The organism is Paractinoplanes lichenicola (genome assembly GCF_016785085.1).
Taxonomy (GTDB): Bacteria; Actinomycetota; Actinomycetes; order Mycobacteriales; family Micromonosporaceae; genus Actinoplanes; species Actinoplanes lichenicola.
The window spans coordinates 71,565-95,821 of sequence record NZ_JAENHO010000015.1 but is presented as its reverse complement, the minus strand read 5'-3'; the positions used below and the strand labels follow the sequence as shown (position 1 = coordinate 95,821).

Sequence of the window (24,257 nt, the reverse complement as noted above, 5' to 3'; positions counted from 1 at the left end):
CGTACGAACGGACGCTTTGCGCCGCTGCCTTCATGCCCATACGTCGTTCATCCGGTAACCGCGGTCGATCAATGTTGATCATTGCAGCCGGCCGCGCCCGTCAATGCCGACGCAGAGGGGGACCCCGGCCGTGCCGGACCAGCGCGACGACGATCGCCTCGTGCCGCCGATGAAGGTGATGCGCAAGCGGCTCAACGGGGTCTATCGGGCCGACACCGGATTCTCCGGGCCCACCCGTCGTTATGTGCTGATCGTGGCGATGCTGGTGGGGCTGGCGTCGGTGCCGACCCTGGCCGCCATCACCGCGGGGTCGCGGGAGCTGTCCGGCGGGCGTACGGACACGATGGACATCCCGTTCCTGCCGCCGCCCTCGTCGGGGCCGGTCCGGCAATACCCGTCGCAGGCACCCCCGTCGGCGCAGCCTGATTCGGTGAGCGGCGCTGCTCAGGGGGCTTCCAAGGGCGCCGATGCCGCCGTACGGGCGGGGAAGCTGTTCGGGCAGGCCGGTCAGCGCGAGCCCGCCGCCCCGCCGACCGGCTCGCGCGACGGCTCCCGTGACCGTGCCGGTGGCGGACGGGGAACCGCTGACGGGGACCGCGGGGGGCGCGGCGACGGCGGATCGAGCAGCGGTGGCGGGTCCCGCGACGGTGGTGGGTCCCGCGACGGCGGCGGGTCGCGTGGCGATGGCGGGTCGCGCGGTGACGGGGCGCGCGATGGAGGTTCGCGTGATGGCGGCAAGCCCGGGGATGACGGCCGCAACGGCGATGGCTCACCCGGCGGGGACGGGCCTGGAGACGTACGGGATGGGGGTGGGCCTGGCCCTCGTGATGACGACAAGCCCGGGACGGGGCACGACAACCCCGCCAACTGGGGCCGGAAGCCGCACGTGCCCGATTTGCCGCCGGTGCCCGATGAGCCGGCCGCCGAGCCGGAACCGACGCCCGACGAGCCCGAGCCGGCGCCCGACAACAGCGACGACGGCGACAACAACGACAGCGGCAACAACGACGGCGGCGAGGATGACAGCGACGACGCCGAGAAGCCGAGCGTGCCCGGCCTGCCGGAGGTTCCGGACGACCCCGAGACCGGCGACGAGCACGACCCTCAGCCCGCGGACCGCCCCCGGCACCGCGGCTGCGAGGAGAACGAGCACCGCAAGCGAACCCACCGATCCGAAGCCCGTCACCGGTCGCGGGACCGGTCCGAACACCGCCGGAGGTCAGCTGTGGCCGAACGATCCAACAACATCCGACCGTCCAGCATCCTGGAGCGCAGCTACACCAACACCGGTGCCGGCTATCACGGCCACCGGCTGATCCAGGAGGCGGAGAACCAGCTCGCGAACCGCTCGTATCGCGGCAGTCACCGGGCGAGCAGCCTGCACCACGCCGACGAGCAGACGGCCGAGCAGCAGCGCAGCTCGCGCGTCGGCCGGCACCACGCCGAGCCCAGCGACGATCTCTCCGGGCGCTGGTGACTCAGGCGTCGTCGAGGCGGTGGCGGTTGGCCTCGATCCAGGCGTCGATCGCGTCGGTGTCGTTGGGGTCGACGCCCTCGGAGATCAGCTGGGCCACCGCCGCCGTGGCCGGGCTGCGCTTCTCGCCCGTCGCGTAGAGCCGCGCGAACTCGGGGATCATCTCCTCGACCACGTGGTCGATCTGCTCGGCCGCGGCCGCGGGCAGGTCACGCTTGCGGATCGCGTAGGCTGACCAGGCTCGCGTCACCCGGGGCAGCATCGCCGCGTCGTCCATGTCGAGCACCGCCCGCCGGTGCACCCAGTCGAGCAGGAACAGCCCGGCCACGGCGGGGCTCCAGCGCATCGGGTCGGGGTCGGGCAGGCTCACCGCGTGGTCGAGGATCAGGCTCAGGCAGAAGTGCAGCGAGGCCAGCTCGTCGTCGGCGTGCACCCGGTCGAGGCCGAAGCGCGCCGCCTCGGGTGAGGAGAGGAATTCCCGTACGAGATCGGTGCTGTTGATCGCGGGCGGCTCGGCCAGCGGCGGGGTGGTCGCCGCGGGCAGCAGGGCCAGCCGCGCGCCGGCCAGGGCCCGGTCGGTCGCCAGCGAGCCCTCGCTCGGCAGGTCGGTCAGCGAGTCGGTGATCTCGAGGTGGCGGTCGACCTCGCCGCGCAGCCGGCCCGGATCCTCCTCGCGGAACCAGGTCAGGTCGTCGCCGGCGCACATCTCGCGCACCTGCTCGAGGATGCGCTCGGCCGAGGACCCGACGAACAAGTCCTTCGTGATGCCGATGTTGTGATCGACCAGCGCGACGAGCGCGTGCTCGGGGCCGCCGTCCTGCTCGTCGTCGTAGGCGAAAGTCACCAAATAGGACGTCTGATCACCGAAGACATCCCCGTACGCGTAGCAGCCGGTGGGCCGGACCCGGCCGAGCTGGGCGACCCACGCCGGCGCCTGCGCGCCCCGCCGCACCTGGGCCGCGCCCTCGGCCCCGGGCTCGAGGGCGGCGAACACCTCACGAATCGTGGTGGCCGAGGCCGTGCGCCGGCGGGCGGTGGCGGAGAGGAACTCACCGACGAAGCCGCGAACGGCGGCCGCGCGATCCTCCTGGGCCACCGCGTAGACACTGCCGAGCAGGGCCGTCCCCAGCATCTCGGCGTCCAGCGCGCAGTCGAGCTTCGCCACGTCGCGGGCCGCGTGCAGGACCGCCTCGTACGGAGTCTGTGGTGCGGGCATGTCGCGAGCCTACCCGCCACGGTGCGTGCCGGGACTACTACGAACGCACCGCGGTCAGAGCTTCACGCGCCTGTGCGTACGAGTTCAGCACCTCGCGCACCGGCGCCACCACATACTCCCGGCCGACCTCGGTCACCGAGGCCCGCAATCGCTGCTCGGCCCGGCGCCGGGCTCGCCGGGCGCCCCACTCCACGGCCGGTCGCAGGAGCAGCCAGAGCAACACCCCGAGCAACAGCCCGCCGAGCAGCAGCACGGTCGGCAGCGGCACCACGCCGACCTCCGGATTGTCCATTTCGGGCAGCCCGAGCATCTTGAGCACGTAACCGAAGATCAGCCAGCCGAGGCCGAACACGGCGGCGGCCAGGAAGAGCCAGTGCAGCGCCCCGGCGGCCCGCCACCACAGCGGCGACTTGGCCACGCCCAGGTCGGTCGTGCCGATCGCGCGGTCGAGCGCGTCGGAGAGGTCGGCCGCCCGGGAGCGGGCGGCGTTGGTCAGGGCCGGCTTCCAGACCTCGGGCAGCGGCGCCGCGGCCCGGTCGGAGACCGCGCGGACGGCCAGGCTGACCGCGGACCGCTGGGCCGCGTCGGCCTCGGGCAGCGAGGTGCGCGGCACGAGCTCGGTCGAGGGGGTGCGGGGCGCGGCCTCGGCGGCGGGCGTCTCGGCCGCCGGCTTGTCGGCGATGTGCAACCGGCGCAGCGGGTCGGGACGCAGGCGGCGCAGGCCGCGGGTCAGGGGCCAGCCGGTGGCGGCCGCGGCCCGATGCCGATAGGCGGCCGCGGTGGCGTCGGCGACCGCGCCGACCCCGGCCGAGACGGCGAGCGCGTCGGTCAGCTGGCGGACGGTGGCTCGATCGACCTCGTCCTCGGCCGCGGGCGGGCCGATCATGGCGGTCAGCGGCTCGCCCACCGAGTCGAGATCGCCGGCGACCCGGCGCAGCGCGGCCTGCCGCTCGGCGACCGTGCTCTCCAGCGAGCCTCGCAGGTCGCCCAGCATGCCGGGCTGCTTGGCCGAGGTGGCCAGCACCGGGGCGTCGCCCAGTCCGTCCTCGGTGAGCAGCCGCTTGAGGTCGCCCAGCACGAGCTCGGTGTCCTGCGTGGACAGCCGGTCGGCCTGGTTGAGCACGACGACGGTGACCGCGGCATGCGACCGGAACTGGGAGAGATAGGCCTGGTGCAGGATGCGGTCGCCGTATTTCTGCGGGTCGACCACCCAGACGATCAGGTCGACCAGGCCGAGCAGGCGGTCGACCTCGAGCCGGTGGCCGCGCTCGACCGAGTCGAAGTCGGGCAGGTCGAGCAGCACGAGCCCGCGCAGCGAGGCCTCGTCCTCGCCGTCGAGGGCGCTCTCCCGGATGAACCTGTGCCGCGGGAGCACACCGACCCAGTCGAGCAGCTTGCTGGCCGGCTCGAGCGGGCCCCAGACGCAGGCGTGCGCGACACCGGTCGTCGGCCGCCGCACGCCGACCGGCGACAGCTTGAGCCGGGCCAGCGCGTTGAACAGGCTGGACTTGCCGCTGCCGGTGCTGCCGGCGAGCGCGACGACGGTGTGGTCGCGCGACAGGGCCAGCCGGTTGCCGGCCCGCTCGACCAGCGTGTGCGCGGCCACCAGATCGCTGTCCGGCAGATGCGGGTCGACCAGGCGCAGGAACCGGCTCAGGGCCTCGAGCCGCTGCACCAGCCGCTCGGAGTCGATTCGATCGTCCCGGACTTTTTCCACCAGGCTCATGCCCCCGCCTTCGCTTCGCTGCAGCCGGGCACTGAGCCTGATGACCCGCTCATGAGCTCCCCGTCAACGCGAGTTCCACCCGGGCAGTCTCCACGTCGGCCGCGGCCTGTCGCAGCCGGGCCCCCGGTTCCGCGTCGAGGCCGACCGCGGCGAGCCGGCCGGTGAACCGCGCGGCCTCCTCGTCGAGCAGCTTGCCCGCGCGCAGCAGCAGATCCTCGCGGGCCTGCGTGGCCAGCGTCCGGATGGCCTGGTCGCCGAAGATCGCCTCGAGCACCTTCTGGGCGGCGACCGCGCTGCCCGCGCCCGCGGCGACCTCGAGCCCGGTCGGGATGAAGGCGGTCGAGGTGAACACGGCGATCATCACGGCCAGGCCGGCCCCGTTGACCGCGTACGCCGCCCCGCGCGCGACGACCCTCTTCTCGGCGCCCTCGGCCCGCACCAGGGCGAGCACCGCCTGCTGCCAGTCGCGCACCAGGCGGTCGGCCCGCTCGGGCAGGTCGGCCGCGGGGCGCTGCAGCCCCGGCTCGAGCAGGGCCGCCCCCGCCGGATGGGCCTGCCAGCCCGAATAGGCCTGCTCGGCCGCGTCGGCCGCGATGCCGCGCAGGAGCGTGACCAGCTGGGACTCGAGCGCCATCTGCAGGTTGCGCCCGGGGGCCGGGCGCCCGGTGAGGGCTGACACGAACCGGTCGCGCAGCTGGCCGACCTTGCTCTCCAGGGTCTTGAGGAACTCGCCGGTGCCGACGAACTCCTGCCAGCGGGCCAGCACTTCGCCGCGCAGCAGCCGGCCGTCCTGCAGGCCGTCGCCCAGCGTCTGCCGGCCGGTGCGATAGGCCGCGGTGACCCGGTCGCCCAGCGCCTTGGCCGCGCGGGCCTGCTCGTCGGCCGCGTCGGCCAGGCCCGCGACGGCCGGGCCGAGCGACGTGAGCGCGCCGTCGAGCGTCTGGCGCACCACGGCCGCGCGGGCGGCGGAGTCGGCCGCGAGCCGGCCGAACCAGTCGTGCAGCGGGCGGATGACCTCCTCGCTGATCAGGCCCTGGCCGTCGAGCCTGGTCTCGGGCAGCACGAACAGCGGCGCGGCGCCCAGGTCGCGGACGTTGAGCATGTCTTGCAGGTGGGTCGCGATCTCGGGGGCGGCCTCGGCCGGCACCCGGTCGAGCACCAGGGCGATCACCGTGCCGCGCAGCCGGGCGGTGGTCAGCAGCTCCCACGGCACGGCGTCGGCGTAGCGGGCGGCGGTGGTGACGAACAGCCACAGGTCGGCCGCCGCGAGCAGCTGCGCGGCCAGCTTGCGGTTGCGGTCGACCACCGAGTCGATGTCGGGCGCGTCGAGGAAGGCCAGGCCGGCGCCGAGGGCGGGGGCCGAGACGATCTGCAGCGCGGCCGCGTCGTTGCTGGGCTCGCGGGTGCGCGTCAGCCCGGGCAGCAGCTGGCCCTGCTGGAACCAGGGCAGATCGGCCGGGTTGCTGACCAGCACCGGCGAGCGGGTCGTCGGGCGCAGCACCCCGGCGCTGCTGACGGGGGCCCGCACGAGGCTGTTGACCAGCGTCGACTTGCCGGCGCCGGTGGAGCCGCCGACGACGACCAGCAGGGGGGCGTCGAGCCGGGCCAGGCGGGGCAGCAGATAGTCGTCGAGCTGGGTGGTCAGCGCCGCGCCGACCCGCTGGGCCTCCTCGGCCGAGGGCATCACCAGCGGATATTCCGTGCCGCCGATCGCCGCGCGCAGAGCGCTGAGGGCCTCGGCGAGCCGGGTGATCGCCGGTGGCGCCTCGGCGATGCGCGCGTCGGCCTCGCCGAGGTCGGCGGGGCGGCGTTCCTCGGGTTCCTGATGTGGCTGACGGGGCACGGTGGGTTCAGTACCCTCGGAGGGGCTCGCTGAATCGGCGGCCATGACGCTGACCTGCGCTTTCTCATCCGCGGGGGCGGCCTTGGGGGCCGTCGCGGGGTCTTGCGTGGCAGCGGGTGCGGCGGACAGGGCCGACGGACCGACCGCGTCACCGTGCGTCGTCACGGGTAAAGAGTGCCCGATCTATGCATGCGGGACAACAGCGGCCGGAATGCCGTGACCGGACAGGTATCTACCGAAGTGCTGGTGCCCTGTGAGAACCCTGGCAGTTGCGCCGGGGAGACTCAACTTCAACTTGACGATGTGCACGCCCGTGGCATCATTGAGTCCGTTGCACTCAACCTTGTCTGAGCAACCCGGAATTGAGGAACCACCATGGCACGTGCGGTCGGCATCGACCTCGGCACCACGAACTCCTGCGTCAGCGTTCTGGAAGGAGGCGAGCCCACCGTTATCGCCAACGCGGAGGGCTCCCGGACGACCCCGTCCATCGTCGCCTTCGCCCGCAACGGTGAGGTGCTCGTCGGCGAGGTCGCGAAGCGCCAGGCGGTGACGAACCCCGACCGGACCATCCGCTCGGTGAAGCGCGAGGTCGGCACCAACTGGTCGATCGACATCGACAGCAAGAAGTACACCCCGCAGGAGATCTCGGCGCGGGTCCTGATGAAGCTGAAGCGCGACTCCGAGGCCTACCTCGGTGAGACGGTCACGGACGCGGTCATCACCGTCCCGGCCTACTTCAACGACGCGCAGCGCCAGGCCACCAAGGAGGCGGGCGAGATCGCCGGCCTCAACGTCCTGCGGATCGTCAACGAGCCCACCGCCGCCGCCCTGGCGTACGGGCTCGACAAGGGCTCCAAGGAGCAGACCGTCCTGGTCTTCGACCTCGGCGGCGGCACCTTCGACGTCTCGCTGCTCGAGCTGGGCGACGGCGTCATCGAGGTCAAGTCGACCTCGGGTGACAACCACCTCGGTGGCGACGACTGGGACCAGCGGATCATCGACCACCTGGTCAAGACGTTCCGCGGCGAGCACGGCATCGACCTCGGGGCCGACAAGATGGCCCTGCAGCGTCTGCGCGAGGCCGCCGAGAAGGCGAAGATCGAGCTCTCCGCCGCCACCACCACCAGCATCAACCTGCCGTACATCACGGCCGGCCCGGACGGCCCGCTGCACCTCGACATGTCGCTCAGCCGCGCCGAGTTCCAGCGCATGACGCAGGACCTGCTCGACCGCTGCAAGGGCCCGTTCGAGTCCGCGATCAAGGACGCCGACGTCAAGCTGGCCGACGTCGACCACGTCATCCTGGTCGGTGGCTCGACCCGCATGCCCGCCGTGGCCGACCTGGTCAAGAGCATGATCGGCCGCGAGCCCAACAAGGGCGTCAACCCGGACGAGGTCGTCGCCGTCGGCGCCGCCCTGCAGGCCGGCGTGCTCAAGGGCGAGGTCAAGGACGTCCTGCTGCTCGATGTCACCCCGCTCTCGCTGGGCATCGAGACCAAGGGCGGCATCATGCACAAGCTGGTGGAGCGCAACACCACCATCCCGGCGCACCGCTCCGAGGTCTACACGACCGCCGAGGACAACCAGCCCTCCGTGCTGATCCAGGTCTTCCAGGGCGAGCGCGAGATGGCGGCGTACAACAAGAAGCTCGGCACCTTCGAGCTCAGCGGCATCGCGCCCGCGCCCCGCGGCGTCCCGCAGATCGAGGTCTCCTTCGACATCGACGCGAACGGCATCGTGCACGTGTCCGCCAAGGACCTGGGCACGGGCAAGGAGCAGAAGATGACGATCACCGGCGGCTCCGCGCTGCCGAAGGAAGACATCGAGCGCATGATGCGCGACGCGCAGGACCACGCGGACGACGACAAGAAGCGCAAGGACGACGCCGAGGCCCGCAACCTGGCCGAGCAGCTGCAGTGGCAGACCGAGAAGTTCCTGGCCGAGAGCGGCGACAAGCTGCCCGAGGAGAGCAAGAGCAAGATCGGCGAGGCGCTGGGCGAGCTGCGCGGCGCGCTCGGTGGCACCGACATCGAGAAGATCAAGTCGGCGCACGAGCGGCTGTCGCAGGTTTCGCAGGAGGCCGGTTCCCTGCTGTACTCGCAGGGTGACGCTCCGCAGGCAGGCCCCGGCGCCGACGGCCCGCAGGACGCTCCCGGCGGTGCCACCGGTCCCGGTGCCACGGGCGCGACCGGCCCGGGCACCACGCCCGGCGCCTCGAACGCCGGCCCGTCCGCGGGTGGCGCCGACGACGTCGTCGACGCCGAGATCGTGGAGGACGACAAGAAGTGACTGCCACGGACGACGAGAACGACGGTCAGGCGACCGAGCGGGTCGTCATCCGGGACCGCCGCAAGATCGATCCAAAGGCCGAGCCCAAGGCCCCCACGGCCAAGGGCAAGGCCGCGGTCGGCGCACACCGCGCGGCCGAGCCCGAGGACGAGGCACCCGTGACCGCCGATATTGAAGATGAGAAGCCCGAGGAACCGAAGCCGGCCCTCGGCGCCGAACTCGAGGCGCTGCGGACCGAGCTCGAGGAGCGGACCCACGACCTGCAACGGGTCACCGCCGAGTACGCCAACTACCGCAAGCGGGTCGACCGCGACCGGGGCGCGGCGGCCGAGCAGACCACCGGCGCGGTGCTGACCTCGCTGCTGCCGGTGCTCGACGACATCGACCGGGCGCGCGAGCACGGCGACCTGGTCGGCCCGTTCGCCTCGGTGGCCGAGTCGCTGACCGCGGTCACCGGCAAGCTCGGCCTGGTGGCCTTTGGCGAGAAGGGCGACCCGTTCGACCCGAACCGCCACGAGGCGGTCGCTCACCAGACGTCCGCCGACGTCACCGAGCCGACCTGCGTCGAGGTCATGCGGCGCGGTTACAACCTGGGCGAGCGGCTGCTGCGACCCGCGCTGGTCGCGGTGGCCGACCCGGAGTGATCTCACATGTTCGTCCCGTCTGCCGCGCCGCGGCAGGCGGGACCTGCCGCAGGAGGGGGGAGGCGGGATGAGCTCGAAGGACTGGCTCGAGAAGGACTTCTATGCCGTTCTCGGCGTGCCCAAGTCCGCTCCGACCGACGAGATCAAGAAGGCGTACCGCAAGCTCGCCCGCGATCTGCACCCGGACCGCAACCCGGGCAACAAGGAGGCGGAGGAGAAGTTCAAGGCCGCCTCCGAGGCGTACGACGTGCTCTCGGACGACAAGAAGCGCAAAGAGTATGACGAGATGCGCTCGCTGTTCGGCTCGGGCGCGTTCCGCCGAGGCGCTCGCTCCGGCGCCGGCGGCACCCAGTTCGACCCGTCCGACCTGTTCGGCGGGTTCAGCGGCGCGGGCGCGCAGGGTGGCGCGGCCGGCGACCGGCGCTTCGGCGGCGCCGGCTTCTCCGACATATTCTCCTCGATATTTTCGGGCGGCGGCCCTGGAGGCGGCGCCGCACGTCGTGGCGGTCCCCGCCGCGGCCGGGATGTCGAGACCGAAGTGACGCTGGACTTCGCGCAGGCCGTGAAGGGCACGACGCTGCCACTCACGCTGCGCTCGGCCGGCGAGTGCGAGACCTGTCACGGCAACGGGGCCAAGCCCGGCACCTCGCCGCGGACCTGTCCGCAGTGCGCCGGCAGCGGCCTGATCTCGCGCAACCAGGGGTCGTTCAGCTTCTCCGAGCCCTGCCGTGACTGTCAGGGCGCGGGCACGATCGTCGACCAGAAGTGCCCGGAATGCCGCGGCACGGGCGGGGTCACCAAGAACCGCACGATCAACGTCCGGTTCCCGGCCGGGGTCGCCGACGGTCAGCGCATCCGGCTCAGCGGCCGGGGCGAGCCGGGCGACCGGGGCGGGCCCGCCGGCGACCTCTATGTGCAGGTCGGCGTGCGGCCGGACGAGGTGTTCGGCCGTACGGGCGATGACCTCACCCTGGTCGTGCCGATCACCATCGCCGAGGCGGTGCTCGGCGCGGATCTGCGAGTGCCGACGCTGGACGGCCCGGTCACTCTGCGGGTGCCGCCGGGCACGCCGAGCGGCCGCAAACTGCGGGCGCGCGGCAAGGGAATCACGCGCAAGGACGGACCACCCGGAGACCTGATCGTCACGGTCGACGTGCAGGTGCCGGGGGGAGTCACGGGGGAAGCCCGGGACGCGCTGGAGCGGTTCGCCAAGCTGACCCCGCCCGCCGGGCGGGAGCGGCTCGAGGCTCGGGTGCGCCGGAACACTTAGGTCAGCGACCAGGAGGGACACCATGCATGAAGAGATCAGCATCTCGGTCGAGCAGACCTCCGACGCGAAGGTCCTGATCATCTCGGTCGCGGCTCGCCTCGCCGGGATGCACCCGCAGACCCTCAGGCAGTACGACCGGCTCGGGCTGGTGCAGCCGGGCCGGGCCGGTGGTGGCGGGCGCCGCTACAGCGAGCGGGACGTCGCCCTGCTGCGTGAGGTGCAGAAGCTGAGCCAGGAGGAAGGCGTCAACCTGGCCGGCATCAAGCGCATCATCGGCCTCGAGCAGCTGGTGGGCGACCTCCAGCAGCGACTGGCCGAGCTCGAGCACGAGCTGTCCGAGGCCTACACCCGCATCGCCCACATGGAAAGCCCGTACGGCGGACGTGACCTGGTGCGCCAGGAGCGACCCTCGACCGCGCTGGTCGTGTGGCGGCCCCGAAGAGCATCCGATCGATAGCGAGAAAAAACGGCCCCGCTGAGCGGGGCCGTTTTCTTATCGCCGGTTGAAGAGACCTAGCCGGCGTTGATGCCGCACCAGGCCGCCCTCGATCCAGTCGGAGTAGTCGAAGATCTCGGGCCGGCTCATCAGCACACGGCAGTTGTGCGCCCAGATCGACATCGGCTCGTCGCCGACCTCCTCGGCCCGTTCGACGAACTTCTTCAGCCGGCGCTTGCGCTGGCCGGTCGCGTTCTGCCGGACGCCGTCGGCGGCGTAGATGTACATGCAGTGCTGGGCGAAACGGCGAGCCGGGCACTGCCTGTCCATGGCCAGCTCGAAGAGCGTGGGCGCGAGGACGTCACCGGAGATCAGCAGATCCCAGTCGGGGGGCATGCTGCTTAAGGGCACGGCCTCGGGGTGATAGGCCCACGCCTGTAGCTCCTCCGGCCGAGGATCGACCGGGTTCGCAAAACCAAAGAAAGTCGACTCACGCACTGCCACGTCGCCGCCCGAGAAAATCTGATGACTGTCAGTTGTCGGGAGGGAACGGTAGCGCGAAGATGATGTCTCGCGAAAGTGTCAAGGGCTCACAATTAGATACTTGCTAGTAACTTATTGCAGCCTGAATGTCATTCCTCGGTCGCCAAGGGTCGCAGCGGGGGCGGCGACGGCGTCCGCCACCTGCGGATAAAGGTCTTGAACCACTCGTAATCGGGCAGCCGGGCGAGCATCGGGCCGGACACCACAGTGATCAACACGTACGCCGTCGCCAGCGGCGCGAGCCCGGGTTCGACCCCCGAGGCGACGGCCAGCCCGGCGATGACGATCGAGAACTCTCCGCGCGGCATGAGGGCCAGCCCGGCCCGCAGCCGGCCGGGCAGCGCGATGCCCACCCGCTTGGCGGCCAGATAGCCGGTCAGCACCTTGGTCAGCATCGTGATGGCGGCCAGGCCCAGCGCCGGGAGCAGCACCGGGGGCATGTCGGCCGGGTTGGTGGAGAGGCCGAAGAAGACGAAGAAGACCGCGGCGAACAGGTCGCGCAGCGGCGCCAGCATCTCGGTCGCGTGATGGGCCACCGGACCCGAGATGGCGATGCCGACCAGGAACGCCCCGACGGCGGCCGACACGTTCAGCTCCTCGGCCACCCCGGCCACGAACAGGGTCAGGCCGAACACCCCGAGCAGCAGCGCCTCGGCGTCGCGGGCCGAGATCAGGGCGCTGATCTGCCGGCCGTACCGGATCGCGACGACCAGGACGGCGAGCACGGTGACCACGGCGACGCCGAGCGACTTGAGGCCGCCGATCAGGCCCACGCCGGCCAGCACGGCGGTGACCAGGGGCAGATAGAACGCCATGGCGAGGTCCTCGATGACCAGCACCGAGAGGATCACCGGGGTCTCGCGGTTGCCGAGCCGGCCCAGATCGCCGAGCACCTTGGCGATCACGCCCGAGGACGACACCCAGGTGATGCCGCCCAGCACCAGGGCGGCCCGCCAGTCCCAGCCCATCAACAACGCGAACGCGGCGCCGGGCAGCGCGTTGAACACCGCGTCGAGCACCCCGGCCGGGGCGGCCGCGCGCAGATTGCCGACGAGCTCGCCGGCCGAATACTCCAGGCCCAGCATGACCAGCAGCAGGATGACGCCGATGGAGGCGCCGATCTCGATGAACTCCTCGCTGGCCGACAGCGGCACCAGGCCGCCGTGCCCGAAGGCGAGCCCGGCCAGCAGATAGAGCGGGATGGGCGAGAGACCGAAGCGCCGGCCGAGCCGGCCGAGCATGCCGAGCGCGAAGAGCAGTGCGCCGACCTCGATGAGGAGGATCGTCGTCCCGTGCACTTACTTACCGCGGCCTAGTCGTCGGTGTCGCCGGCCAGGATGGCGGTGACGCCGTCCAGGCCCGAGCGGGTGCCGACCGCGACGACGACGTCGTTCGCCTCGAAGACGAAGTCGGGGCCGGGCGACGCGATCACCTCGCGGTCGCGCATCACCGCCACGATCGAGGCGCCGGTGCGTGTGCGGGTGCGGGTGTCGCCCAGCTTGCGCCGCACGAACGGGGAGCCCGCGGGCAGCGCGATCTGCTCGGTGAGCAGCCCGGACGCCTGCTGCCGGAGCCCCGCGAGCTGGCCCAGCATGAGCGAGGCGCCGAGCACGTCGGCCAGGGCCTCGGCCTCGTCGTCGGTCAGCGGTATCGACGCCAGGCACGAGTCGGGGTCGTCCACGTCGTAGAGCACCAGGTCGCGGCGGCCGTTGCGGTGCGAGACGACGCCGACCGTACGGCCTGAGGAGGTGACCAGGTCATGGCGAACGCCGATACCCGGCAGCGGAGTCTGTTCCACCCGTACACGCACGATCACCACCGTAGCCCAGGTGTCACACGGTTCCGGGCACTAGCGCATCCTCCGGCACTCCCGGGACGTTCCGGCGGCGTGGCCGGGCGAGCAGGATCAGCGCGAGACCGAGCACGCAAAGAGCGAGATTGAGCCCGTACGCGAGACGGAAGCCGAACTGCTGGGCCAGGCCGAACGCCGGGGCCGCGAGGATCTGCCCGATCGGGAACGTGTTCGTGATCATCGTGGTGGCCCGTCCCGGGTGCGCCGGCAACAGGTCCTGCATGTAGGTGATGCTCAGCCCGCCCACGGCCGCGATGAAGGCGGCGTTGAGCAGCTGGGCCGCCGCCAGCACCCAGATCGACCCGGCCACGGTCGCGATCGCCTGGTACGCGAGGCCACAGACCACGCCGAACACGATCAGCGCGCGCAGCGGCAGCCGGGTCGAGAGCATGCCGAAGCCGAGCATCAGCGGAATCTCGATCGCGGCACACAGTCCCAGGATCAGGCCGGCGTCGCGCACCGAGCCGCCCAGCTCGTCGCTCACGAACAGCGGCATGGCCTGGACACCGAGCACCTGCGCGGTCTGGACGACGGTGAAACCGGCCACCAGGAGCATGATCGTCAACCGGCCGGCCTCGGGAGCCGCGACGACCGCGGTGGGTTCCGTGGGCCCGGCGGGACGGCCGACCTCGGGCAGGAAGCGGAGCACGATCAGCGCGACGACCACATACATGACCGCGGCCAGCCCGTACGTGTAGGTGAAGCCCCAGTCGGCCAGGATCAGCGCGGCCAGCGGGGGACCGGCGACCCAGGCGACCGAGAACAGGGTGCGCAGCGAGCTGATGCCCATCGCCGCCCGCTTCGGGTCACCCTGCTGGAGCACCTGCCGGGCGTACGCGAAAGTCTGTGGGAAAAGGGTGCCGGCCAGCGCGGTCAGCGTGACCGTGAGCGCGAACAGCACCCAGTAGTCACGGACGAACGCGGTCGCCGCGGCCCCCGCGAACCCAGCCAGCGCGCCCGCGATCAGCAGCTTGCGACGGATCGGGCGGCGGTCCGACAGCCGGCCGACCAGCCACGAGATCGCCACGCCGGAGAGCGGCGCGACCACCAGGAACACGGTGGTCTTGACCGGGCCCGCGTGCACCGCGTCGCTGAGGAAGAGAGCCAGGTAGGGACCGACGAACGAGGTCGAGATCCCGACCGCCACAAAGATCAGGGCGAGCGGGAGCAAGCGCCGCGACATGGAGCCGTGCGCCGCGGGTGGAACGGCCATGATTCGCTACGTTACGGCGCTTCCCGCGGTCCTCGACGGCTGTCGTGGCGACTGTCACGGCCGGTTCTCACCCTTGCGTTGTCGCTGTGGCGCCGCGGGCATAGAGTTGAGTTGAGTACGCTCAAGTCTTCCGACCAGGGGAGCAGATGAACGCCGAACGCTTGACCACCAAGAGCCGCGACGTGATCACGGGGGCGGTCGCCGACGCCGGTCGGCGCGGTCACGCCACCGTCGAGCCGTGGCACATGTTGCTGTCGTTGCTGGACACGGGCGGCTCCACGGCGCCGGCCCTGCTGCGCGCCGTGGGGGCCAACCCCGCCGACGTACGCCGGGTCGCGCTGCGCGCCGTCGAGCAGATCCCGTCCGCGCGGGGCTCCAGCACGGCCGAGCCCAGCCTCTCCCGCGAGTTCGTGAACGCGATCGGCGAGGCCGAGCTCATCGCCCAGCCGCTGCGCGACGAATACATCTCGACCGAGCACCTGCTGGCCGGCCTGGCCCGCGTCGGCGGCGCCGTCGGCCGCGCGCTCAAGGACGTCGGCGCCACCGAGGAAGCCCTGGTCGCCGCGTTCCCGCAGGTGCGCGGGGGCGAGCGCCGGGTGACCAACGCCGACCCCGAGCAGACCTACAAGGCGCTCGAGAAATACAGCGTCGACCTCACGGCGCTGGCCCGCGAGGGCAAGATCGACCCGGTCATCGGCCGCGACGCCGAGATCCGCCGCGTGGTGCAGGTGCTCTCCCGGCGCACGAAGAACAACCCCGTGCTGATCGGCGAGCCCGGCGTCGGCAAGACCGCGATCGTCGAGGGCCTGGCCCAGCGCATCGTGGCCGGCGACGTGCCCGAGACCCTGCGCGACAAGAAACTGGTCTCGCTCGACCTGGGCGCGATGGTGGCCGGCGCGCAATATCGCGGCCAGTTCGAGGAGCGGCTCAAGAGCGTCCTCGAGGAGATCCGCAACTCCAACGGCCAGGTCGTCACGTTCCTCGACGAGCTGCACACGGTCGTCGGCGCCGGCAAGGGCGAGGGCTCGATGGACGCCGGCAACATGCTCAAGCCGATGCTGGCCCGCGGCGAGCTGCGCATGGTCGGCGCGACCACGCTCGACGAATACCGCGAGCACATCGAGAAGGACCCGGCGCTCGAGCGGCGCTTCCAGCCGGTCGTGGTGGGCGAGCCGACGGTGGAGGACACCATCGGCATCCTGCGCGGGCTCAAGGGCCGTTACGAGGCGCACCACCGGGTGCAGATCACCGACGGCGCCCTGGTCGCGGCGGCCAGCCTGTCCGACCGCTACATCAGCGACCGGTTCCTGCCCGACAAGGCGATCGACCTGATCGACGAGGCCGCGTCCCGCCTCCGCATGGAGATCGACTCGCGGCCGGTCGAGCTCGACCAGCTGCAGCGTCAGGTCGACCGGATGCGCGTCGAGAAGCTGGCCCTGGAGAAGGAGACCGACCCGGCCTCGCGCGACCGGCTCGCCCGCATCGAGTTCGACCTGGCCAACCGCGAGGAGGAGCTCACCGCCCTGAACGCGCGGTGGGAGCGCGAGCGCGGCGGCCTCAACCGGGTCGGCGAGCTCAAGAAGCAGCTCGACGAGACCCGGGCCGAGCTGGATCGGGCCCAGCGCGACACCGAATGGGAGAAGGCCTCCCGCCTGCAGTATCAGGTGATCCCGGCGCTCGAACGCGAGATCGAGAGCGCGGCCGCGGCCGACGAGGAGGCCTCGCAGGAGCCGCCGATGGTCAAGGAGGAGGTCGGGGCCGACGACATCGCCGAGGTGATCTCCTCGTGGACCGGCATCCCGGCCGGCCGGATGATGGAAGGCGAGACCGCCAAGCTGCTGCGCATGGAGGAATCCCTGCGCGACAAGGTGGTCGGCCAGGCCGAGGCGGTGGCCGCGGTGGCCGGCGCCGTGCGGCGGGCCCGGGCCGGCATCGCCGACCCCGACCGCCCGACCGGCAGCTTCCTGTTCCTCGGCCCCACCGGCGTCGGCAAGACCGAGCTGGCCAAGGCGCTGGCCGGGTTCCTCTTCGACGACGAGCGGGCCATGGTCCGCATCGACATGAGCGAGTACGGCGAGAAGCACTCGGTCGCCCGGCTCGTCGGGGCCCCGCCCGGCTACGTCGGCTACGAGGAGGGCGGGCAGCTGACCGAAGCGGTGCGGCGCCGGCCGTACAGCGTGGTGCTGCTCGACGAGGTGGAGAAGGCCCACCCCGACGTCTTCGACGTGCTGCTGCAGGTGCTCGACGACGGGCGGCTGACCGACGGGCAGGGCCGTACGGTCGACTTCCGCAACGCGATCCTGGTGCTCACCTCGAACCTGGGGTCACAGACGGCCGACATCACGATGGGCGAGGAGGAGCGGCGCGACGAGGTGCTGGCCGTGGTGCGCGGGCACTTCAAGCCCGAGTTCCTCAACCGGCTCGACGACATCGTGGTGTTCCACGCGCTGACCCGGGGCGACCTGGCGGCGATCGTCGACATCCAGCTCGGGCGGCTGCGCACCCGGCTCGCCGAGCGGCGGCTCACCCTCGAGGTCAGCGGCTCCGCGATCGACTGGCTGGGCGAGCACGGATACGACCCGATCTACGGCGCCCGGCCGCTGCGCCGGCTGGTGCAGTCGACCATCGGCGACGCGCTGGCCAAGTCGCTGCTGGCCGGCGAGATCAGGGACGGCGACAGGGTGGTGGTCGACCTGGGCGACACCAAGGACGGGCTGCGCGTCTCGCGGGGCTGACCTGCCGCTCGCGCCGCGCGGCCGGCCCCCTTTGTGTCGCGCGGCCGGTCCCCGTACGGGAAAAGGCCCCGGGGTTTGATCTCTCGATCGCCCCGGGGCCCCTCGCGTCTTCAGTTGTGTGGATTAATTTGTGGCCGGCCTCTGCCGGTAGGCCTGCGTCATCAGGACGTCGGTGACGACCTGCTCTCCCTCGTCGGACCAGATGCGGATGCCGTCGCGGTGGAGCTGATATCGGACGTCTTTGAATCGGGTCCTCGTGTCGTCATGGTGAACGACGGTCAGAGTGTCGGCGTGGGGCATGGGACTCACCGGTCCTTAACAGGTCTGGGGCCGCCGCGGAGTGGTCACGCGGCCGGCGTAACGGGACTTTCGCCCGGCTCGAACGGTCTGCCTCGGCCCTCACAGTGGGCGGGCGACTCGTGAGTCGGGTAGGCGGCATCGCGGAAGATCTCTGCTGCCGCGTCGGTGCCACGGATGGAAGTGTAGGGACCACCTTCGACCCGTGTCGCCCCCTGAACGAGCGACCTATTTACGGATATATCGGGCATCGTCGTCCGATGCTGCCACAGACCGCCCGCGTCTGCGGCTCGGTCGCAGGAATGGCGGCCGCCCGATACCGTGAATGGATCAAGATTTGGGGGCATTGTGAGCTTTCCGAGCTACCCACCGGGCGCAGCGCGCACGCGCCCTACCGTCGTGACCGTGGCGGCCTACCTGCTGTATCTGGTGGCCGCGATCCAAGTGATCAACGCGATATTGACCCTCGCCATCTCCAGCAGCCTGACCGACGCCATCCGTGACGTGTATGCGGGCACCGAGGCCGAGGGCGCCGAATCGTTCGTGAGCATCGTCTTCATCGGCGGTGCGGTGATCAACCTGCTGCTCGGCGCTGGGTTCGCCGTGCTGGGATTCCTCGATTCGCGGGGCAAGAACGCGGCGCGGATCGTCACGTGGGTGATCGGCGGCATCTCCCTCTGCTGCCTCGGCAGCAGCCTGGGCAGCACGGCGCTGGTGGGCGGCATGGACGCCGGCGGCACGACCGGCGGGCCCTCGCAGGACGAGGTGCAGCGGCGGCTCAACGACGCCATGCCGTCCTGGTACACGCCGAGCACGACCACGCTGGCGGTCGCCGGGCTGCTGGCGATCCTGACCATCGTGATCCTGCTGGCTCTGCCGGCGTCGAACGTGTTCTTCCGCAAGCCCGCGGCCGCGGCCGCCTGGGATCCGTCGGTGCCCTACCCGCCGTATCCGGGGCAGCAGCCTGGCTACCCGCCTGTGCAGCAGCCGGGTTATCAGCAGCCTGGCTATCCGCCGGCTCAGCAGCCCGGCTATCCGCCGGCACCAGGTTATGGCGGTCCCGGTTCGCAGGGGCAGCCCGGGCAGCCCGCGCCGGGGTTGCCGCCCTATCCGGGTTCGCCGGCGCCGCCGCCCCCGCCCGCGTCGGACCCGTACGCGCCGCCGCCCTCGGACGGCGACAAGCCGCCGACCAACCCGGCCTGACCGGGTTCGCACCCCGTTATCCGTTGCGCCCAGGTAGGTTCGGGCGCAACGGATCACCGCGGGGAGTCGTCGATGTCATACCCAGCAGTCCAGCCGCCGCCGATCGCGGCCGCGCCGCCACCCGCACCGTCGGGCCGGCCGCCCACGGTGACCTTCGCGGCCGCCCTGCTCTGGCTGATGGCCGGCGTCGGGCTGATCTACTCCATCGCGACCCTGGCCATCGTGCCCGGCACGATCAGCCGCTTCCGTGACGTCACCGGAGACACCCAGGGTTTCGGCAACGACAACGACCCCGAGTATTACGTCGCCGTGGTCTGGCTGGGCGCCGCGATCGCGCTGGCCCTGGCGGTGATCGCCTTCGCGCTGTTCGTGGTGGTCGGCCTCTCCCTGCGCCGCGGCAGCAATGTGGCTCGCATCACTACGCTGGTCGTCTGCGTGCTCGGCATCCTGGGCGGCGGGGCCGCCGTCCTGACGCTCGCGGCCCAACGCAGCGGCGACTCGGCCCCGTGGTCGCTGGGCGCCCAACTCTCCGACGCCTATCCCGGCGGCTGGATCGGCACCAACGCCGCCCTCTCGGTGGCCCAGATCCTCGGCTACGCCCTGGTCGGCATCCTGATCCTCACCGCGCCGCGATCCTTCTTCCGCCGCCCGGCGGCCCCGGCCTTCGGCGGCCCCCTGCCGGGGTTCGGCGGTGGCTATCCGGCGGGGTTCGGTCCTGCCGGCCACCCGTCGGCCGGCCTGCCGGAGGGCGCCCAGCCCGCCTCAGGCGTGCCCGGCGGCGCCTGGGATCCGGCCAGTGGTGTTCAACCCGCTTCCAGCGTGCCTGGCGGTGCCGCGTGGGATCCGGCTAGTGGTGCTCAACCTGCTTCCAACGTGCCTGGCGGAGCCGCATGGGATCCGGCCGGTGCTGCTCAGCCTGCTTCGAGCGTGCCGGGTGGTGCCGCGTGGGACCCGGCCACGGGTGCTCAGCCCACTTGGGACCCGTCGCATAGTGCGGCCGCGAACCCGTCGACTGGTGCTCAGCCGGCGGATGCGTCGAGCGTGACCCACTCCGCGGATGCGTCGAACGGTGCCCATCCGACTGGGGATGCGTCGAGCAGTGTTCAGTCGACCGGGAATGTAGCGAACGGCTCTCAGCCTGTTGGGGGCGGTACACAGCCCAGCTCCGAGGTGCCGGGTCAGCCGATGTCCGGCGTTCCCGGCCCGGTCGCCCCGGGCTTTGAGGGTGCCGGTCAGCCTGGCTACCCCCCTCCGCCCGGTTACCCGGCCGCCGCGGGATACCCCCCGGCTGGGCATCCCACTGCGCCGAGATATTCGACTGCGCCTGGGCATCCTGCTGCGCCGGGGTATCCACCTGCGCCGGGTTATCCGGCCACGCCTGGCTACCCGGTCCCGTCGGCCGGCTATCCCGCTCCGCCCGGATACTCCGGATATCCTCCGGCGCCCGGCTATCCCGCCCCCGGCCACCCGGGCGCGGCCGGCTACCCGCCGAACCCGGGATATCCGCCCCACGGCTACGCCCAGCCCGCCCAGGACGTGTCCCCCTACGCCCGGCCCGCGGGTTACGACCCCAACGCCGGCTACGCCCCGCCGCCTCCGGCCGCCCCGCCCGCGGCTCAGCCCGACCCCAATTCCCCGTACGCGCGGCCGCCGCAAATTCATCCCGACACCACCCCGCCGGGTCCGCACACGGCCTTCAGCCCGACGCCACAGCACCCACCGGCCGACCCGAACTCCCCGTACGCCCGCCCGGCCGCGCAGCCCGCGCCCGAGCAGGCTCCGCTCCAGGCAGAGGCCACGCCGTCGGTCACCGGACAGCCGGCGCAGGCAGGTCAGCCCGCCTCTCCCAGCAACGTCGGCGCGGATCGGGATCAAGCGCTCGCCGGGCCTGCCGAAGGTCCCGGGGTAAACCCCGCCATCGAGTCGAAGCCAACAGCCGACTCCGTTTCTCCGGAGAGCGCCGACCACGGCAACACCTCGCCCAAGCCGCCCACGTCCTGAGCCTCGGCTCGATGTGGCCCCGACCCAGCCGGCGGTGGCGAGTTCCGCGATTGACGTTCCCGAGGGTGGCGGCGCCGAGGAGGCAGTCCGCCGGGCCCGCGGTCGGCTGAGTTGAAGGTAGGCACTCCGGCCCACCGTGGGCTCAGGCCTCGGTCGCGGCTCGACGAAGCGCGTCGCGGGCTCGCCGGGCAAAGGATCGGTGATCGGTTCGGGGCCGTACCCGGGGGCTGCGGTGGTGTGCGGGCCGGGCGTGTGGCAGGCTGCCGGGGCCCCGGCCGAGGCGATGATGAGTTCCGGTCACGTAGGGCTCCGGTTGTTACCGGCCAGTTACCCCCTCATATTGAGTGAGTGACCCCTCATATTGATGGGTATGGGTCACCCGAACGGGTAGCTTTCTTCTCCGGAGACGTCCCTCAATCGGCTGTCCGGATAGCGCGCCGGGGCCGGTCGGAGGGGGTTTTTCGCTGGATGGGTAAACGTCGCATCGCACGATTCACAGGAGCTTCTCAGCACCCCGAGCGGGTGATCTGTCGCCAAGTGGGCATGTGACGCGGGGCATAGGAGCTTTGAGCTGCATCGATGTTCCCGGCAACGGGCGAAAGGGACCGCTGAATCTGTAAGGTTTCTTTTTAGATTGACCCAATGCTGTGCGTCAATAGTTACGTTCCGCACCGCCGGGGCGAAAGGTTCCGGTTTCGTTCCAGCCAGTACGCTCGATACATGCAAGCGCGCCACGACCTGCGTAAATTCATCACTGAATTGTCCGTCGCGCAGCGTGGCGCCGTGCTTTCATCGGGTCGTGAACTTCCGGTGCCGGGCCGCCCGGTCCGGGGGATCACGCGGGGTCGTTCGATGACGTCGTCAGGGCTGGTGCGGGCTCCGGGCGAAACGGATCAGCGACCCGAAAAGGATCGAGGAATTGACAATGTGGGGCGTCTCACTCCCGGGGCGGGGAGGGAGACCTCGACACGGATGGGCAGCGACCAGACGGCGGCTGAGGCGTTGCAGGAGGCAGAGACCGAAGTCGGTACGGCGGTATCGGTGGGATCGGAGGCTCGGGTTGCCGGCCACTCCGGACCGACCGACCCGGTGATCGACGTCGGCCTTACGGCCTGAAAGTTAGCCGGTTCGTTCCTGCGCACATGCAGGAGAATCGATGCAGTTGGTGGAAGGATGGAGATCGTGGGAACTGCGTTGGCGGAAATGACAATGCCTCAGATCTCGCCGCTTGCCGGCGAGCCAATTGAACGTGCTGACGCCGAGCGTCTGGCGGGTGTACTCAAAGCCCTCGCCGACCCGGCGCGGCTTCGGCTTCTCAGCCTCATTCAGTCCGCAACGGACGGCGAGGCGTGCGTTTGCGACCTGACGGCTCCCCTGGGGCTGTCGCAGCCCACGGTGAGCCACCACCTGCGGATCCTGACCGAGGCTGGTCTGCTCGAGCGGGAGAAGAGGGGCGTGTGGGCGTACTACCGCCTCGTGCCCACGGCAATCGCGACCATCGCGGACCTGTTGACCCCGCCTCGTAAGCGGGCCACCAAGAAGGCGCGCTGACCGCTCCGCAGGGAATCGCCTGGCGTCACCGGCATCACGTGGGGCGTGACGCCAGGCAGCAGACCCTCTCCGCCTCCAACAGTCCACCCCCAGGGACCTCCAGGAGTAACGGGTGAACTACGTCCACGGCGATCTGCGCGACCAGCTCGCGTTCGTGGGTTTCGATGTGGTGCAGGCCGGCCTGGTCGCCGGATCGGGCGGGAACCTCTCCGCTCGCATCCCCGACGAGGACGCCGCCTGGATCACGGGCAGCGGTTCGTGGCTGGGCCGGTTGAGCCGGACCACCTTCGCCGCCGTACGGATCTCGGACGGCTCGCCCGCGGTGGTCGGCAGTGTGCCGCCGCCCGCGATCGAGCCGACCAGCGAACTCGCGCTGCACCTGGCGCTGTATCGGGCCCGCCCCGATGTCAACGCCGTCATCCATTTGCATCCGCAGACCGCACTTCTGCTCGATGCGCTGGGTGAGCACATTCGGATCGTCACCACCGACCATGCGTACTACCTGCGCCGGGTCTCGACGGTTCCGTTCCGGTTGCCCGGGACGACCGAACTGGCGGCGCTGACCGCCGCGATGGCCGCCGACGGCACCGACTGTCTCGTGCTGAGTCAGCACGGGTGCGTGGTGCTCGGCGACTCGATCGAGATCGCGCACAAGCGCGCACGCAACCTCGAGGAAGCCGCGGAACTCACCTACCGGGCGCTCTCCGCGGGTCGTCTGGAAAACCTCCGCGACTGCCCCGAGGAGTTCCTCGACCGACTGCACGGCACTACCGCCGTCACCGTCTGACCGAACCCGGCCGCTCGCCGCCCCGCCCCCGACGGGCGCGAGCGGGCCGGGATCAACACCCCGAACTACATCCCCACCAACGGCCGACCAGGCCCACAAACACCAACGCCCGGCCAACCCTCAATGGGGGTTGGCCGGGCGTTGTGCGTGGGTGGTGGGGGCCGGCCAGCGGAGTGGGTTGGCCGGGCGTTGTGCGTGGGTGGTGGGGGCCGGCCAGCGGAGTGGGTCGGCTGGGCGTGGTGCGTGGGTGAGAGGGGCGGCCGGGCCCAGACGAGAGGGCGGGAGCCCCGGGGTCAGTGGCGGCGGTGGGAGCGGGGGGTGTGGTCGTCGTCCTCGTCTTCGTGGCGGGCGGCTTCGACCAGGCCGGCGATGCTTGCGGCGGCCACCACGCCGATGGCGGCGGACGGCTCCGGCTCCGCGGTCGGGCCGGCCTTCTTCTTGTGCCGGCGTTCGCGCAGCACCTCGATGATGATCGGCAGCACCGAGATCAGGACGATCAGCGCGACCACCGGCAGGATGTACCGGTCGATGTGGTCGCCGATGGCGTCGTAGATCTGCTGGGCCAGCACGCGCCCGATGATGATGATGCCGTCGGTCCAGAGGATCGCGCCGACCACGTTCCAGATGAAGAACGTGCGGGCCGGCATGCCGAGCGTGCCCGCCACCGGGTTGAGGAACGTGCGCACGATCGGGATGAAGCGGGCCAGCACCACGGCCTTGGCCGGGCCGAACTTCTCGAAGTAGTACTCCGCCTTCTGGACGTACTCCTTCTTGAAGAGCTTCGACTCCGGTTTGTCGAACATGCGGGTGCCGTAGCGCGCGCCCAGCCAGTGGCCGAGCTGGGCGCCCACGATCGCGCAGACCGGGGCGCCGATCAGCAGGCCCACGAACGAGAGTTGGGTGCCCTGGCCGAAGATCGAGTCGGCCACCGGGGAGGCGGCCACACCGGCCAGGAACAGCAGCGAGTCGCCCGGGAAGAAGAACCCGACCAGCAGGCCCGTCTCCGCGAACATGATCACCCAGACCCCGATGAGGCCGAAGGTGTGCAGCAGATCCTTCGGATCCATGGGGTTGAAGGCGAGTGTCTCGCCGAGAGCGCGGATGTCCACGAGGAGTCAGGGTACCGCCAGATTCCTACGCCTTTCGTGTCTGATTGTTGTGAGAGCCGTTTGTG

19 protein-coding genes are annotated in these 24,257 nt (G+C 71.1%); 11 read left to right on the top strand and 8 right to left on the bottom strand.

Going from position 1 to position 24,257, the window contains the following annotated elements:
* The first annotated feature begins 130 nt into the window (after positions 1-130).
* Positions 131-1,477, top strand: a complete 1,347-nt coding sequence (locus JKJ07_RS41200) for a hypothetical protein (protein ID WP_202997453.1) — start codon at positions 131-133, stop codon at positions 1,475-1,477.
* A 1-nt stretch (position 1,478) separates the two neighbouring features.
* On the opposite strand, the gene JKJ07_RS41195 is transcribed toward JKJ07_RS41200, so the two are convergent.
* The 3 genes from JKJ07_RS41195 to JKJ07_RS41185 are packed head-to-tail and all read right to left on the bottom strand — an operon-like array spanning position 1,479 to position 6,169.
* Positions 1,479-2,690 (bottom strand): hypothetical protein, encoded by a 1,212-nt coding sequence (locus JKJ07_RS41195; protein ID WP_202997452.1) that lies wholly within the window; start codon positions 2,688-2,690, stop codon positions 1,479-1,481.
* A gap of 37 nt (positions 2,691-2,727) precedes the next feature.
* Positions 2,728-4,416 (bottom strand): GTPase, encoded by a 1,689-nt coding sequence (locus JKJ07_RS41190; RefSeq protein ID WP_202997451.1) that lies wholly within the window; start codon positions 4,414-4,416, stop codon positions 2,728-2,730.
* 49 nt (positions 4,417-4,465) lie between these two features.
* A complete protein-coding gene (locus tag JKJ07_RS41185) occupies positions 4,466-6,169 on the bottom strand; it encodes a GTPase domain-containing protein (RefSeq protein ID WP_202997543.1) in 1,704 nt (567 codons plus the stop codon).
* Positions 6,170-6,634: 465 nt separating this feature from the next.
* Here JKJ07_RS41185 and dnaK point away from each other — a divergent pair, with 465 nt between their 5' ends.
* The 4 genes from dnaK (at position 6,635) to JKJ07_RS41165 (ending at position 10,922) form a co-directional block, all read left to right on the top strand.
* Positions 6,635-8,551, top strand: coding sequence for a molecular chaperone DnaK (gene dnaK, locus JKJ07_RS41180; protein ID WP_202997450.1), 1,917 nt, complete (start codon positions 6,635-6,637; stop codon positions 8,549-8,551).
* Entirely contained in the window at positions 8,548-9,195 is a 648-nt protein-coding gene (gene grpE / locus JKJ07_RS41175; protein ID WP_202997449.1) for a nucleotide exchange factor GrpE, read from the top strand. Before dnaK ends, grpE begins: the two co-directional genes overlap by 4 nt.
* A gap of 67 nt (positions 9,196-9,262) precedes the next feature.
* On the top strand, positions 9,263-10,465 hold the full coding sequence (gene dnaJ, locus JKJ07_RS41170; protein WP_202997448.1) for a molecular chaperone DnaJ: 1,203 nt from the start codon (positions 9,263-9,265) through the stop codon (positions 10,463-10,465).
* Positions 10,466-10,487: 22 nt separating this feature from the next.
* A complete protein-coding gene (locus JKJ07_RS41165) occupies positions 10,488-10,922 on the top strand; it encodes a heat shock protein transcriptional repressor HspR (protein ID WP_202997447.1) in 435 nt (144 codons plus the stop codon).
* A gap of 36 nt (positions 10,923-10,958) precedes the next feature.
* On the opposite strand, the gene JKJ07_RS41160 is transcribed toward JKJ07_RS41165, so the two are convergent.
* From JKJ07_RS41160 to JKJ07_RS41145, 4 genes are all read right to left on the bottom strand, one after another.
* Entirely contained in the window at positions 10,959-11,405 is a 447-nt protein-coding gene (locus JKJ07_RS41160) for a hypothetical protein (RefSeq protein ID WP_202997446.1), read from the bottom strand.
* Positions 11,406-11,533: 128 nt separating this feature from the next.
* A complete protein-coding gene (locus tag JKJ07_RS41155; RefSeq protein WP_202997445.1) occupies positions 11,534-12,742 on the bottom strand; it encodes a cation:proton antiporter in 1,209 nt (402 codons plus the stop codon).
* 14 nt (positions 12,743-12,756) lie between these two features.
* A complete protein-coding gene (locus tag JKJ07_RS41150; RefSeq protein ID WP_202997444.1) occupies positions 12,757-13,254 on the bottom strand; it encodes a cation:proton antiporter regulatory subunit in 498 nt (165 codons plus the stop codon).
* Positions 13,255-13,276: 22 nt separating this feature from the next.
* Positions 13,277-14,509, bottom strand: a complete 1,233-nt coding sequence (locus JKJ07_RS41145) for a sugar efflux transporter (protein WP_202997443.1) — start codon at positions 14,507-14,509, stop codon at positions 13,277-13,279.
* A gap of 146 nt (positions 14,510-14,655) precedes the next feature.
* Between JKJ07_RS41145 and clpB the strand changes: the two genes are divergently transcribed.
* The 6 genes from clpB to JKJ07_RS41115 all read left to right on the top strand — a co-directional run bounded on the left by clpB (position 14,656) and on the right by JKJ07_RS41115 (position 23,083).
* Complete coding sequence (gene clpB / locus JKJ07_RS41140) at positions 14,656-17,244, top strand: ATP-dependent chaperone ClpB (RefSeq protein ID WP_202997442.1); 2,589 nt, start codon at positions 14,656-14,658, stop codon at positions 17,242-17,244.
* A 702-nt stretch (positions 17,245-17,946) separates the two neighbouring features.
* Positions 17,947-18,744, top strand: a complete 798-nt coding sequence (locus JKJ07_RS41135) for a hypothetical protein (RefSeq protein ID WP_202997441.1) — start codon at positions 17,947-17,949, stop codon at positions 18,742-18,744.
* 72 nt (positions 18,745-18,816) lie between these two features.
* Positions 18,817-20,745, top strand: a complete 1,929-nt coding sequence (locus JKJ07_RS41130) for a hypothetical protein (RefSeq protein ID WP_202997440.1) — start codon at positions 18,817-18,819, stop codon at positions 20,743-20,745.
* 720 nt (positions 20,746-21,465) lie between these two features.
* Positions 21,466-21,861 (top strand): hypothetical protein, encoded by a 396-nt coding sequence (locus tag JKJ07_RS41125; protein ID WP_202997439.1) that lies wholly within the window; start codon positions 21,466-21,468, stop codon positions 21,859-21,861.
* Positions 21,862-21,918: 57 nt separating this feature from the next.
* On the top strand, positions 21,919-22,296 hold the full coding sequence (locus JKJ07_RS41120; protein ID WP_014440216.1) for an ArsR/SmtB family transcription factor: 378 nt from the start codon (positions 21,919-21,921) through the stop codon (positions 22,294-22,296).
* A 112-nt stretch (positions 22,297-22,408) separates the two neighbouring features.
* On the top strand, positions 22,409-23,083 hold the full coding sequence (locus JKJ07_RS41115; protein ID WP_202997438.1) for a class II aldolase/adducin family protein: 675 nt from the start codon (positions 22,409-22,411) through the stop codon (positions 23,081-23,083).
* 293 nt (positions 23,084-23,376) lie between these two features.
* On the opposite strand, the gene JKJ07_RS41110 is transcribed toward JKJ07_RS41115, so the two are convergent.
* Entirely contained in the window at positions 23,377-24,192 is an 816-nt protein-coding gene (locus JKJ07_RS41110; protein ID WP_307834674.1) for a DedA family protein, read from the bottom strand.
* Positions 24,193-24,257 lie beyond the last annotated feature (65 nt).

Coding starts and splice junctions, on each gene's coding strand:
- dnaK (WP_202997450.1), top strand. CDS start 6,635: ATGGCACGTGCGGTCGGCATCGACCTCGGCACCACGAACTCCTGCGTC.
- JKJ07_RS41145 (WP_202997443.1), bottom strand. CDS start 14,509: ATGGCCGTTCCACCCGCGGCGCACGGCTCCATGTCGCGGCGCTTGCTC.
- dnaJ (WP_202997448.1), top strand. CDS start 9,263: ATGAGCTCGAAGGACTGGCTCGAGAAGGACTTCTATGCCGTTCTCGGC.
- JKJ07_RS41120 (WP_014440216.1), top strand. CDS start 21,919: ATGGAGATCGTGGGAACTGCGTTGGCGGAAATGACAATGCCTCAGATC.
- JKJ07_RS41125 (WP_202997439.1), top strand. CDS start 21,466: ATGCAAGCGCGCCACGACCTGCGTAAATTCATCACTGAATTGTCCGTC.
- JKJ07_RS41190 (WP_202997451.1), bottom strand. CDS start 4,416: ATGAGCCTGGTGGAAAAAGTCCGGGACGATCGAATCGACTCCGAGCGG.
- JKJ07_RS41165 (WP_202997447.1), top strand. CDS start 10,488: ATGCATGAAGAGATCAGCATCTCGGTCGAGCAGACCTCCGACGCGAAG.
- JKJ07_RS41195 (WP_202997452.1), bottom strand. CDS start 2,690: ATGCCCGCACCACAGACTCCGTACGAGGCGGTCCTGCACGCGGCCCGC.
- clpB (WP_202997442.1), top strand. CDS start 14,656: ATGAACGCCGAACGCTTGACCACCAAGAGCCGCGACGTGATCACGGGG.
- JKJ07_RS41130 (WP_202997440.1), top strand. CDS start 18,817: ATGTCATACCCAGCAGTCCAGCCGCCGCCGATCGCGGCCGCGCCGCCA.